A 12,789-nucleotide genomic window follows, 5' to 3' on the forward strand; every position below is an offset into this window, starting at 1 on the left:
GTGGCGGGTCAGTCCGTGAACTCGTCGTCCTCCTCTTCCTCCGGGTCCGCTTCGGTCGCCTGCCTGTGCAGGGTGATCTGGCCGACGAGCTGACGCACCTCGGCGATCATTCGATCCAGTTCCTCCTGCGAGCCGAAGGGGTGCACGGTGGTGGCTCTGGCCTCGGGACCGTCCGCGATTTTCAGCAACCGCTCCACAGCGGACCTGGCATCGGTGACGGCCTGTCGCAGGGCACGCCGTTCGACGGCGAGTTTGTCGGCGACGGTCTGCTCGGAGTCAGCGGCGTCCTCGTTCTGCTGCTGGCGCTCCTGTTCGGCCTGCTGTGCCTTGTCGGGGTTGGAGAGGGCGACGACAGTCCACTGGTCGAGCGGTTGGACAGCTCGGCCACCGGCGTCGCGTGCCACTTTGTCCGGTGCGGTCAGGTCGACGGCCGGGATGGTGTACATGTCGGCCGGGTTGCGCGCCAGAAGCTGGGCGTCCGTGAAGGAGTTCAGGCACTCTCGTTTGGCCTCGAAGGCCCGGGCCGCAAAGGCAAGGCTCCACAGTCCTTCCTCTGATTCGGCGAGGCCGGCGACGATCTGGTCTGTGTTGGCGCGGAACGGAACGGTCTTGCCCACGGCCGACCCGACGTTGCGGGTGATGAGTTTGTCCGCGATGAGCGCGATTCCGCCCGCGACCGCGAGGGTCTGGCGGGCGTGGTTGTTCCCCTTCAGCGCCGGTTCGACGAGGTCGATGAAGTCCTGGCTGGGGGTGGGCTGCCAGTCGCTCAGCACCTTCTTGGTGAGTACGCCGCCGTTGGCCCAGGCGTTGCGGGCCTGCTGGAGTGAGCCCGCCTTGTAGCCGCGCCAGGGCAGGTCGATCACGGGACCGAGGAGTTCGGCGTACCCCGAGGTCTTCATCTGGCTGGTGCCCTTGATGTCCTTGGCGAACTTCTTCACCTGCTCGAGGACCTCGGGCCGGGTGAGGAAGTGGGTCAGGTAGACGGCGCGCCAGAGAGGGGTTCCAGGAATGTCGTTCCTGCCGAAGACGGCGGGCAGGTCCTCCGGCTTGCGGCGTCCCAGGGCGAGGCCGATGATTCCGTCGAGCAGGCTGTTCTGCGGGAGGCCTGGGAGGCGCACTCTGCTGATCGCACGGCTTCCGACCTCCACGTTCTGTGCGGCGGCCTCCCAGTGCCGGAATTCGACGTGGATCGAGGCGAGGATGGAGCGGACGGCGTCGTCGAAGACCTCCTCGGCGGAGAGTCCCGCGGAGCCGTGCCGGTGGATCCCGACGGTGATCTGGGCGGGCACGACGAGCGTCTGACCGAGCCGTACGGAACGGTCCGCGGGCTGCGGCTGATTGACGCCTCGCTGGAATTCCGCCAGGAGCCCGTTGAGTGCTTCCTGCCGCCCCAGCGCCATGCGCTGGCTGAGGGACCTCTCGGCGGAGCCTCGTCGCTGCGTCTTCTCGGCGGTCAGCATGCGCAGCGCGGTGGCGGCGATGTCGTCGGCGTAGGGCGAGGTGCCTTCCGTGAGGAGGGCCCATGCGCTGGTCAGCCGGGTGATGCCGTCGCGTACGGCCAGGACGTCCATGTGTTCGTCGCCGTCGGCGAATTCGAGTCGGCAAGGGTGGGCGATGACGGCCCGGGTGATCCGCCGGGCGAGGATCGAACGGTCGTAGGGGTTGGGGTTGGCGTGCCTGGTCTGTTGTATGGTCTGGGCCAGGTGGTCACGCAGATGCTTCCTGTCGCGGTAGCGGTAGACGACCCGGGCGTAGGGGCGGCCCTGCTCGTCCACATCGCCGTGGACCTCGGGATCCTCGACGGGCAGGGCACCCTGGCTGGTGCGTGGCTGGTGCCCGGGGAACAGTTCGGTCAGCCAGACCCTGGTGTGCAGTGAGCGCAGGGTGGCGCCTTCGACGTGCTCCTCGATCAGGGCCGAGGCCTGTCCCTTGGCGGAACGCAACTGGGCGGCGGCGGCCTCGGGCGAGATGATGGCGCGGGCGACGGCGTGCCAAGCGTCCTCGTCGAGGGCGGCGCCGTCGGCCTGCAGGCCGGCCTTGACGAGTTGGGCGCGGTCGCCGGGGGTGGAGGGATCGGGCAGGGTGCGTTCGAAGCCCGAGACGGTGAATTCCTCGCCTTCGAAGGTGAACGAGATCGTCTCGGGGCCGTCTTCGGAGGCTTCGATATGCTGACTGGAGTCGATCAGATCCTGGGATTCCGTGGATGTACTCACATTCTTCCTTCCTTTGGGCCGCCGAGGTCCCGTAAATCGCTCGCTTGTTCACTGGCCCGGTGCCAACCAGACCGGTAGACTCGAAGGTGCAGTCAGGGCCGCGCGGAAGCGCGTGCCAGGTCTGCTTCCACGAACCCCGGCCATCGGCCGGGGTTCGTCATGTAGTAGGTGGCGGTCAGCACCGCTCGGGTGCGGGTGCCTTGGGCAGGTGCCGGGCGTACCACCCCCACATGAACTGCCTGTTCTCCCGGCGGGCGATCGTCTGGCAGCCGCAGTACGCCACGAGGTCGGCCATCTGCAGCCACGGCGAGGCATGGGCCGGGACCGCCACGGCGGGGAGCGGGATGCGGCTCGGGCGCAGGTTCAGGTGCACCTCGTCGTAGAGGTGCTCGCTGCCGTCTCCGTCGACGACCAGTTCGGCGTTCTCGCCCGTCTCGGCCAGCCGCTGGTCAAGGACGCGCAGAAGCCGGTCGTAGGCGCGTCGCTTGGCCCGTCCCCAGTGGGCGGGATCCTGGGTGTAGACGGTGACGATGTCGAGGTCCGGCTGCGCCGCGATCACGTCGAGGGCTTCCTGGGCCATGCGGTAGCGCTCTATCTTGAGCGGGTTGCGGCCACCGGGACGCCCGCGGCCGGCGAGGAAGCCGTTCGCGTGGAGCTCGTACTCGGGAGGGATTCCATGGTCACGCGACCAACGGTCGCGCAGTTCCTGCCAGGCACGCAGAACACGTGCGGTTTCGGCCTTCGGGACGCCCACAGCGGTATAGAGCGCGAGGCCAGTGCTGGGAATGCCGGAGTCGTCGATGTAGTACACACGATCGACCGGCTGAGATGCGCTGATGGCTGTTCCTGGCCTTTCGCTCGAATCCGAAGGGTCGTCAGAACGACAGGCGGCTGCACCGCATCGAACTGATCACTCCAGCCGGCCTTCGGGCCGGTCAGGCAAACGGATTCGGGCGATACGCGCTGCGTCGTCCATCGCTTCGCTCCTCGTCCTCTCCCTCGGTGGCCCGCTGAGATTCAAGCGATCTCTGGGGTCCGCCAGTTCGAGTGCGAGTGGCATCCGGCCTGGTGCCGTCTGCTTGGTCGCGGAGCAATGAAGGGCTCGTACTCCTTTCAGGCTAGACCCGCATCTTTCACACCGTCAACTTCTCTAAGCCGCGCCCCCAGTGGCGCTCTCCCCCACGCCCGAGCGGGGAGAGCGCCACCGGGTTCACTCACCCCTCGCCCGCAACGCCCTCTTCAGGTCGTCGAGTTGGTCGACGAGTTTGCGGCGCAGGGCCGGGATCGGGTCGGCTTCGCGCAGGCAGGTCTCGCCGTGCTGGAGGGATTCGGGATCGATGGCGTGGGCGGGGAAGGCCCAGTGGCCGGCGGCGTCGGCGATGGCGGGGCCGCGGCGGGCGGCGACGGTGACGGCGTCCTCGTAGAAGCGGGGGACGTACTCCCGTAGCAGGTCGGCCTGTTCGGGCTGCCAGAAGCCCTGTGCGGTGGCGGTGAAGAGGTAGTTGGAGAGGTCGTCGGAGGCGAACATCGCGGCCCAGGCGTTCGCCTTGGCCTCGGCGTCGGGCAGGGCGGCGCGGCAGCGGGCGGCGCCTTCCCGGCCGGTGGCGGAGGGGTCGCGCTCGAGTTCGGCGGCGATGGCGGTCTCGTCGGTGGCGCCGAGGACCGCGAGCCGGGCGAGGACGCGCCAGCGCAGGTCGGGGTCGAGTTCGGGGCCGCCGGGGACGGTGCCGTCGGCGAGCCAGGCGGCGATGGTGTCGGGATGGGCGGCGACGTTGATGTAGTGGCGTACGGCGATCAGGCGCAGGCCGGGGTGGTCGCCGTCCTCGGTGCGGCGGATGAGGTCGCGGCAGAGGGAAGAAAGGGTGGCGAGGGCGGCGGGGCGTTGCTCGGGGGCGAGGTAGCGGTTGGCGACCTGGGTGCCGGCGAAGGCGAGGACGCCCTGGACGAGGGCGAGGTCGGTTTCGTGCGGGAGGTGGGTGCGGGCGGTGTCGAGGTAGGCGGTCGGGTCGAGTTCGCCGTCGCGGACGGCGTCGCGCAGGGCGTTCCAGACGACGGCGCGGGTGAGGGGGTCGGGCAGGCCCGAGAGGGTGGAGTGCACACCCTGGGCGGACCGGGCGTCGAAGCGGATCTTGGCGTAGGTGAGGTCGCCGTCGTTGAGCAGGAGCATGGCGGGGCGCTTGCCGAGGGGCTGGGGTGCCTTCTGCGGGATGTCGAGTTCGAGGCGTTCGCGCAGGGTGAGGCGGCCCTCGTCGTCGGCGAGGTCCTGGTCGTAGAGGCCGACGGCGATGCGGTGGGGGCGGCTGCCGGTGCGTTCGACGGTGAGGAAGTGGTCGCCGTTGGTGCCGGTGACGACGGGGGTGAGGGTGTCGACGCCGGTGGTGCGCAGCCAGGCGTCGGCCCAGGCGTGGACGTCGCGTTCGGTGCTGCTCGCGAGGGAGTCGATGAAGTCGGCGAGGGTGGCGTTGCCGAACTTGTGGCGGGCGAAGTGGGTGTTGATGCCGGCGAGGAAGTCCTTCTCGCCGAGCCAGGTGACCAGTTGGCGCAGGGCCGAGGCGCCCTTGGCGTAGGAGATGCCGTCGAAGTTCAGCAGTGCCGAAGCGGTGTCGGGGACGTTCTCGGGGGCGACGGGGTGGGTGGAGGGGCGCTGGTCGGCGTCGTAGCCCCAGGCCTTGCGGACGACGCCGAAGTCGGTCCAGGTGTCGGTGAAGCGGGTGGCTTCGGTGAGGGTGTGGTAGCCCATGTACTCGGCGAAGGACTCGTTGAGCCAGATGTCGTCCCACCAGCGCAGGGTGACGAGGTCGCCGAACCACATGTGGGCCATCTCGTGGGCGATGACCATGGCGCGGGTCTGGCGTTCGGTGTCGGTGACGGCGGAGCGGTAGACGAACTCGTCGCGGAAGGTGACGAGTCCGGGGTTCTCCATGGCTCCGGCGTTGAATTCGGGGACGAACGCCTGGTCGTAGGAGTCGAAGGGGTAGGGCTCCGCGAACTTCTCGTGGTAGCGGTCGAAGCAGGCGCGGGTGATGTCGAGGAGTTCGTCGGCGTCCGCGTCGAGGTAGGGGGCCAGGGAGCGGCGGCAGTGGATGCCGAAGGGCAGGCCGCGGTGTTCGGTGCGCACGGAGTGCCAGGGGCCGGCGGCGACGGCTACGAGGTACGTGGAGATCAGGGGGGTGGGGGCGGCCTGCCAGCGGCCCTGTCCGAGGTGTTCGGTGACGCCGTTGGCGAGGACGGTCCACTCCTCGGGGGCCTGGACGGTCAGGTCGAAGACGGCTTTGAGGTCGGGCTGGTCGAAGGCGGCGAAGACCCGCTGGACGTCGTCCATGAAGAGCTGGGTGTAGAGGTAGGTTTCGCCGTCGCTGGGGTCGGTGAAGCGGTGCATGCCCTCGCCGGTGCGGGAGTAGCGCATCGTGGCGTCGACGCGCAGTTCGTGTTCTCCCGCGCCGAGGTTCTTCAGGGCGAGCCGGTTGTCGTCCAGGCTGTCGGGGTGGATCGGGTGTCCGTCGAGGGTGACGGAGCGCAGTTCGGCGGGCTTGATCTCGACGAAGGTGTCCCCATCGGCGCGCGCGGTGAACTCGATGACGGTGCGCGAACCGAAGGTCTCGTCGCCGGTGGTCAGGTCGAGCTCGATGGTGTAGCGGTGGACGTCGAGGAGCTGGGCACGGTTCTGCGCTTCGTCGCGCGTCAGTACGGACATGAACGACATGCTGCCTGATACCGCAGTGCGGGCACAGGGGCGGATCGGTACGCGCCTTTTGTTCCCGCTCGCGCCGGAGGCGCCGGGCCCGTCAGCCGGTGGTGGGTGCGGCGGCGGCCTCGGCGATGCGCTCGTGGTGGCGGATCACCTCGGCGATGATGAAGTTGAGGAATTTCTCGGCGAACGCGGGGTCGAGTTTGGCGTTCTCGGCGAGGGTGCGCAGCCGTTCGATCTGGCGGGCCTCGCGGGCCGGGTCGGCGGCCGGCAGCTGGTGGCGGGCCTTGAGGTGGCCGACCTGCTGGGTGGCCTTGAAGCGTTCGGCGAGCATGTGGACGACGGCGGCGTCGATGTTGTCGATGCTGTCGCGCAGCCGGGCGAGCTCCTCGCGGACGGCCGGGTCGACGTCGCCGGTGGCGGGCCGGGGGGTGTTGCTGGTGGTCATGGGCGATCACCCTAGGGCATGCCCGCGCGGGCGTCCGTGCTGCCCGTAGAGTGGAATCGGGTGCACGACGTCTTGGGGGTGCGGGCGTGGCCAACGGCGGACCGGTCGAGCACGGTTATCCGCATCTGGAGACGGTGCGGACCGCTGTCACGGCGTTGTACCGGCGGTTGTCGTACGACACCATCCACCAGTTCGCCACCAGTGTGCCCCCGGCGGACGTGGCGTTCTGTGACACCGACGACCTGCATCTGGGGGCGCAGCGGGTGGCGCGTGAGCTGGTGCGGCACTTCCGGCTGCCGGACGCCCGGGTGATCGTCGCGTTCCGGGAGATGGAGCAGGCGGCGAACATCGAACTGACGGCGGGCCCGGAGTACTTCGTCGAGCTGAACGACCGCTTCCGAAGGCACCGGCGGGACATCGGCGCGGCGCTGGCCCACGAGATCATGCACGTCTATCTGCACCGTCTTGATCTGTCGTTCCCGGCGACGCGGGACAACGAGATCCTCACGGACACGGCGACGACGTATCTGGGGGCGGGCTGGTTGTTGCTGGACGCCTACCGGGAGGACGGGGTGTCCTCGCAGAAGCTGGGGTATCTGACGCCGGAGGAGTTCGGGTACGTGCTGGCGAAGCGGTCGCTGGTGTTCGGAGAGGATCCGTCGACGTGGTTCACGAGTGCGCAGGCGTACACGGCGTACGGACGGGGTCTGGAGCGGGCTCGTCATGACGGGCGGCAGCCTCCGTTGACGGCGGCGGGCTGGGCGGGGCGGCGGCGGTACGCGCGTGACCGGCGGCATGCCGAGGACCATCGGCCGGTCGCGGTGGTCCCGGGCTCGCCGTATTCCTTCGCTCCGGATCCGCGGGGTCCGCTGCGGGTGACGTTTCCCTGTCCGACCTGCCACCAGCGGATCCGGGTGCCGGTGAAGGGGCGGGTGCGGGCGCGGTGCGGGTTGTGCCGGACGGTCCTGGAGTGCGACACCTGAGTCGGTCGTGGGTCGGTCGTGGGTGGTCGCCGTGGGCGGCAGCAACGCGCACAGGGCCGCGCAGAGCACGAACCCGCCGGTCACCCGTGGCATGGCCGTGCCCGGCGCCTGGGTGAGGCCCATGTCGGTGTGGCCGAGGAACACGGTGCCGATCGCTGCCGCGCCGAGGGCACCGCCGAACCGCTGGGCGGTGGAGAAGACGCCGGAGGCGCCGCCGGCCGGGTCGGCGGGTACGGCGGACAGGACGAGGCTGCCGAGGGCGTCGGGGCGGCCGCCCGAGCGTTCCTCGATGGCGGTTCCTCGCCGTGACGACCGAGGCCCAGCGCAAGGCCACGGCCCGTTCAATGGAAGGAACCTAGGAGGTTCCGTAGACCGCCCCCGGCGGCTCGGCCTCGGACAGCAGCTTCTGTACGGCCTCCCCTGCCTCCGCCGGGCTCCAGCGCGCGCCCTTGTCGGCGGTGGGGCCGGGGCGCCAGCCCTCCATGACGGTGATGCGTCCCGCCTCCGCCTCGAAGACGCGGCCGGTGACGCCGGCGCTCGCGGCGGAGCCCAGCCAGACGACGAGGGGCGAGACGTTCTCCGGGGCCATGGCGTCGAACCCGGACTCCGGGGCCGCCATGGTCTCGGCGAACGTCTGTTCCGTCATCCGGGTGCGGGCGGCGGGCGCGATCGCGTTGGCCTGGACGCCGTAGCGGGCGAGTTCGGCCGCCGCGACCAGCGTCAGGGCGACGATCCCGGCCTTCGCCGCGCTGTAGCCGCCCTGGCCGACCGAGCCCAGCAGGCCCGCCCCGCTGCTGGTGTTGACGACCCGGGCGGTGGGCGTGCGGCCGGCCTTGGCCTCGGTCCGCCAGTGGGCGGCGGCCTGCTTCAGCGGCAGGAAGTGGCCCCTGAGGTGGACGCGTATGACGGCGTCCCAGTCGTCCTCGTCCAGGTTGACCAGCATGCGGTCGCGCAGGAAGCCGGCGTTGTTGACGAGGGTGTCGAGCCGGCCGTACGCCTGGAGGGCGGTGGTGACCAGGGACGCGGCGCCCTCGGGCGTGGCGATGTCGCCGCCGTGGGCGACCGCCTCGCCGCCCGCCGCGCGGATCTCGTCCACGACCCGCTCGGCCGGGCCGTCGGCGTCGGGCCTGCCGTCCAGGCCGACGCCGAGGTCGTTGACGACGACCCGTGCCCCCTCCGCCGCGAAGGCGAGCGCGTGCGCCCGGCCCAGCCCGCGTCCGGCGCCGGTGACGACGACGACCCGTCCGTGGCAGATTCCGCTCATCTCACGTCTCCTTGTTGGCGGTCGCCGCGTCGAGGAAGGCGGGCCGCTCCCCTCCCCCGTGCAGGGTGAGGCTGGCCCCGGTGATGTACGCGGCCGCGTCGGAGGCGAGGAAGACGGCCGCCGCGCCCACCTCGTCGGGGACGGCGAGCCGGCCCAGCGGGACCGTGCGGGCGACGGCCTCGACGCCGTCCTCGTCGCCGTAGTGGAGGTGGGCCAGTTCGGTGCGGACCATGCCGACGACCAGGGTGTTCACCCGCACCTCCGGCGCCCACTCCACGGCCATGGACCGTGCGAGGTTCTCCAGGCCCGCCTTGGCCGCGCCGTACGCCGCCGAGCCGGGCGAAGGTCGGGTGCCGCTGACGCTGCCGATCATCACCACGCAGCCCCGGGCGCGCCTGAGGTGGTCGTGGGCGGCGAGGGACACGGTCAGGGGCGCGAGGAGGTTGAGCTCGATCACGCGCGCGTGCCGCTCGGCGCCGGTGTCCGTGAGCAGGCGGTAGGGGGCGCCGCCCGCGTTGTTGACGAGGACGTCGAGCCGGGGCAGCGCGGCGAAGAACCGCCGTACGGCGTCGGCGTCCCGCACGTCCAACGGCATGAACCCGGTCCCGGGGACCGGGACCTCCGGCGGCCGGCGGGCGCAGACGAGCACCTCGGCGCCGGCCTCGGCGAAGGCCCGGGCGATGCCGGCGCCGACGCCCCGGGTGCCGCCGGTGACCATCACGGTCCTGCCGTGCAGCGAGTTGTCCACAGGCTCTCCCGCTTGTCCGGGTCGGCTGCTAGCTTCGAAGCATCGAACCTAACAAACGTTTGGTGGAAAGGTAGCTGATGCGCCGATGAGTGTCTCCACCTCGTCCCCGGAAAAAGGGATTTCCGTCGTCACGGTCGACTACCCGCCGGTGAACGCGCTGCCGGTGGGGGGCTGGTTCGCGCTGGCCGACGCCGTGCGCGCGGCGGGCCGCGAACCGGAGACCCGGTGCGTGGTGCTCACCGCCGAGGGCCGGGGGTTCAACGCCGGCGTGGACATCAAGGAGATACAGGCGCAGGGACCGAGCGCTCTGGTCGGCGCCAACCGCGGCTGCTTCGAGGCGTTCGCCGCGGTGTACGAGTGCGAGGTCCCGGTGCTGGCGGCGGTGCACGGCTTCTGCCTGGGCGGCGGCATCGGCCTGGTGGGGAACGCGGACGTGGTGGTGGCGAGCGAGGACGCCACCTTCGGCCTGCCCGAGCTGGACCGGGGCGCGCTGGGCGCGGCCACGCATCTGGCCCGGCTGGTCCCCCGCCCTCTGATGCGCGCCCTGTACTACACCTCGCGCACGGTCACGGCGGCCGAGCTGCACGCGCACGGCTCGGTGTGGCGGGTCGTGCCGCGCGAGGAACTGCGCGCGGCGGCACTGGAGCTGGCGCGGGAGATCGCCGCCAAGGACGGCGAGCTGCTGCGGCTGGCCAAGGAGGCCATCAACGGCATCGACCCGGTCGACGTGCGCCGCAGCTACCGCTTCGAGCAGGGCTTCACGTTCGAGGCGAGCGTCAGCGGGGTGGCCGACCGGGTCCGGGACGCCTTCGGCACGGCAGGGAAGGAGGGTGCGTAGATGAGTGACAAGACGATGACCGCCGACGAGGTCGTCTCCCGGCTGGAGAGCGGCATGACCCTCGGCATCGGCGGCTGGGGCTCGCGCCGCAAACCGATGGCGCTGGTCAGGACGTTGCTCCGGTCGGAGATCACCGATCTCACCGTCGTCTCGTACGGCGGGCCGGACGTGGGCATGCTGGCCGCCGCCGGACGGATCCGGAAGCTGGTCGCCGCCTTCGCCACCCTCGACTCCATCCCCCTCGAACCGCACTACCGCGCGGCCCGCGAGCAGGGGTCCTTCGAGCTCATGGAGGTCGACGAGGCGATGTTCATGTGGGGGCTGCACGCGGCCGCCAACCGGCTGCCCTTCCTGCCCGTGCGGGCCGGGATCGGCTCGGACGTGATGCGGGTCAACCCCGGTCTGCGGACGGTGACCTCTCCCTACGAGGACCAGGAGACGTTCGTGGCCATGCCCGCCCTGCGGCTGGACGCGGCCCTGGTGCACGTCAACCGGGCCGACCGGCAGGGCAACGGGCAGTATCTGGGCCCTGACCCGTACTTCGACGACCTGTTCTGCGAGGCGGCGGACACGGCGTACGTCTCGTGCGAACGGATCGTCGACACCGCCGAGCTGACGAAGGAGGCCGCGCCGCAGTCGCTGCTGATCAAGCGGCACACGGTGACGGGGGTCGTCGAGGCCCCGAACGGCGCGCACTTCACGTCCTGCGCCCCCGACTACGGCCGGGACGAGGCGTTCCAGAAGCGGTACGCGACCACGCCCTGGGCGGAGTTCGCGGCGCGCTTCCTCGACGGGGACGAACAGGCGTACCAGACGGCGGTCGGGGAGGAGACATGAGCGAGGTCACCCGGGCCGAGTACTGCGTGGTCGCCTGTGCCGAGGCATGGCGCGGCGGGGGCGAGATCCTCGCCAGTCCGATGGGCGTGATCCCGTCCGTGGGCGCCCGCCTCGCCCGGCGCAGCTTCGCGCCGGACCTGCTGCTGACCGACGGTGAGGCACTCCTCGTCGGCGTGGACGGCACGGTCGAGGGCTGGCTGCCCTACCGGCAGCACCTGACCCTGGTCACCGGGGGCCGGCGGCACGTGATGATGGGCGCGAGCCAGATCGACCGGTACGGCAACCAGAACATCTCCTGCATAGGTGACTGGGCGAAACCCAGGCGGCAGTTGCTCGGGGTACGGGGAGCGCCGGTCAACACCCTGAACAATCCGACGAGTTACTGGATACCGAAGCACTCCCGGCGGGTCTTCGTGGAGAAGGTCGACATGGTGTGCGGCGTCGGGTACGACCGTGCGGCCGGCGCACGCCACCACCGCATCCCGCGGGTCGTCTCCGACCTCGGTGTCTTCGACTTCGCCACGCCCGACCACGCCATGCGGCTGGCCTCGCTGCATCCCGGGGTGAGTGTCGAGCAGGTACGGGAGGCGACGGGGTTCGACCTCGTGGTGCCGGACGAGGTGCCGTACACCCGGGAACCGACCGCCACCGAACTGCGCCTGATCCGCGAGGTGATCGATCCGGGCACCACCCGGGCCGGGGAGGTCGGGAGCTGATGGAGACCGCGCTCACCCGGCTGACCGGGGTCCGGCATCCGGTCGTGCAGACCGGGATGGGATGGGTGGCGGGCCCGCGGCTGGTGTCGGCGGCGGCGAACGCGGGGGCGCTGGGCATCCTGGGCTCCGCCACGATGACCGTCGACGGGCTGCGGGAGGCGATACGTGAGGTCGGGTCCCGTACGGACGCGCCGTTCGGGGTCAATCTCCGGGCGGACGCGGGGGACGCCGGGGACCGGGTGCGGATCATCGTCGAGGAGGGGGTGCGGGTCGCGTCCTTCGCGCTGGCGCCCTCCCGGGAGCTGATCGCCGAGCTGAAGGAGGCCGGGGTCGTCGTGATCCCCTCCGTCGGCGCCCGCCGGCACGCCGAGAAGGTCGCCGCGTGGGGTGCGGACGCGGTGGTCGTGCAGGGCGGGGAGGGCGGCGGGCACACCGGTGAGGTGGCGTCGACGGTGCTGCTGCCGCAGGTGGTGGACGCCGTGGACATCCCGGTCGTGGCGGCAGGGGGCTTCTTCGACGGGCGCGGCCTGGTCGCTGCGCTGGCCTACGGCGCGGCGGGCGTCGCGATGGGGACGCGGTTCCTGCTGACCTCGGACTCGACGGTGCCGGACGCGGTGAAGGCGAAATATCTGGCGGCGACGGTACGGGACGTCACCGTGACCCGGGCGGTGGACGGGCTGCCGCATCGCATGCTGCGGACGGAGCTGGTGGCCGCGCTGGAGGACTCCGGCCGGGCGAGGGCCCTGTGGCAGGCGGTGCGCAGGGCGGCAGGCTTCCGGCGGCTGTCCGGGCTCACCCGGCGGCAGCTGGTCCGTGACGGGCTCGCCATGCGACACGGCAAGGAGCTGTCCTGGAGCCAGGTGCTGCTCGCCGCCAACACGCCGATGCTGCTGAAGTCGGCGATGGTGGACGGCCGTACGGATCTGGGGGTGATGGCCTCGGGGCAGGTCGCCGGGGTGATCGACGACCTGCCGTCGTGCGCGGAGCTGCTGGAGCGGATCATGAAGGAGGCCGACCAGGTCCGCGACCGGCTCACGGCCTCCTGACGACCGTC

At 71.0% G+C, this 12,789-nt stretch carries 12 protein-coding genes; 6 read left to right on the forward strand and 6 right to left on the reverse strand.

Annotation, left to right across the window (positions count from 1 at the left end):
• Positions 1–8: 8 nt before the first annotated feature.
• The 4 genes from ACIBVL_RS01380 to ACIBVL_RS01395 form a co-directional block, all read right to left on the reverse strand.
• Positions 9–2,213, reverse strand: a complete 2,205-nt coding sequence (locus ACIBVL_RS01380; RefSeq protein WP_399089880.1) for a hypothetical protein — start codon at positions 2,211–2,213, stop codon at positions 9–11.
• Positions 2,214–2,388: 175 nt separating this feature from the next.
• A complete protein-coding gene (locus tag ACIBVL_RS01385) occupies positions 2,389–3,024 on the reverse strand; it encodes a DUF3800 domain-containing protein (RefSeq protein WP_399089883.1) in 636 nt (211 codons plus the stop codon).
• A 399-nt stretch (positions 3,025–3,423) separates the two neighbouring features.
• Positions 3,424–5,907, reverse strand: coding sequence for an aminopeptidase N (gene pepN, locus ACIBVL_RS01390; RefSeq protein ID WP_399089886.1), 2,484 nt, complete (start codon positions 5,905–5,907; stop codon positions 3,424–3,426).
• A 91-nt stretch (positions 5,908–5,998) separates the two neighbouring features.
• Positions 5,999–6,349, reverse strand: coding sequence for a chorismate mutase (locus ACIBVL_RS01395; protein ID WP_399089889.1), 351 nt, complete (start codon positions 6,347–6,349; stop codon positions 5,999–6,001).
• Between the two features lie 86 nt (positions 6,350–6,435).
• Between ACIBVL_RS01395 and ACIBVL_RS01400 the strand changes: the two genes are divergently transcribed.
• Entirely contained in the window at positions 6,436–7,332 is an 897-nt protein-coding gene (locus ACIBVL_RS01400; protein ID WP_399089892.1) for a hypothetical protein, read from the forward strand.
• A gap of 129 nt (positions 7,333–7,461) precedes the next feature.
• Positions 7,462–7,641, forward strand: coding sequence for a hypothetical protein (locus ACIBVL_RS01405; RefSeq protein ID WP_399089894.1), 180 nt, complete (start codon positions 7,462–7,464; stop codon positions 7,639–7,641).
• 46 nt (positions 7,642–7,687) lie between these two features.
• Here the strand turns inward: ACIBVL_RS01405 and ACIBVL_RS01410 are convergent, their stop codons facing one another.
• Positions 7,688–8,596: an SDR family oxidoreductase gene (locus tag ACIBVL_RS01410; RefSeq protein WP_399089897.1), complete on the reverse strand. Its 909-nt coding sequence runs from the start codon at positions 8,594–8,596 to the stop codon at positions 7,688–7,690.
• A 1-nt stretch (position 8,597) separates the two neighbouring features.
• A complete protein-coding gene (locus ACIBVL_RS01415) occupies positions 8,598–9,344 on the reverse strand; it encodes an SDR family oxidoreductase (RefSeq protein ID WP_399089900.1) in 747 nt (248 codons plus the stop codon).
• A gap of 85 nt (positions 9,345–9,429) precedes the next feature.
• Here ACIBVL_RS01415 and ACIBVL_RS01420 point away from each other — a divergent pair, with 85 nt between their 5' ends.
• Genes ACIBVL_RS01420 through ACIBVL_RS01435 form a run of 4 tightly spaced genes read left to right on the forward strand, consistent with a single transcriptional unit; the run spans position 9,430 to position 12,781 of the window.
• On the forward strand, positions 9,430–10,182 hold the full coding sequence (locus ACIBVL_RS01420) for an enoyl-CoA hydratase family protein (protein WP_399089903.1): 753 nt from the start codon (positions 9,430–9,432) through the stop codon (positions 10,180–10,182).
• Complete coding sequence (locus ACIBVL_RS01425) at positions 10,183–11,019, forward strand: CoA transferase subunit A (RefSeq protein WP_399089906.1); 837 nt, start codon at positions 10,183–10,185, stop codon at positions 11,017–11,019.
• Positions 11,016–11,735, forward strand: coding sequence for a CoA-transferase subunit beta (locus tag ACIBVL_RS01430; RefSeq protein WP_399089909.1), 720 nt, complete (start codon positions 11,016–11,018; stop codon positions 11,733–11,735). Before ACIBVL_RS01425 ends, ACIBVL_RS01430 begins: the two co-directional genes overlap by 4 nt.
• Positions 11,735–12,781 carry an NAD(P)H-dependent flavin oxidoreductase gene (locus ACIBVL_RS01435; protein ID WP_399089912.1) on the forward strand — a complete coding sequence of 349 codons (1,047 nt, stop codon included), beginning with the start codon at positions 11,735–11,737 and terminating at the stop codon, positions 12,779–12,781. The genes ACIBVL_RS01430 and ACIBVL_RS01435 overlap by 1 nt, the downstream gene beginning before the upstream one ends.
• Positions 12,782–12,789 lie beyond the last annotated feature (8 nt).

Source organism: Streptomyces sp. NPDC049687 (genome assembly GCF_044465285.1).
Lineage (GTDB): Bacteria > Actinomycetota > Actinomycetes > Streptomycetales > Streptomycetaceae > Streptomyces.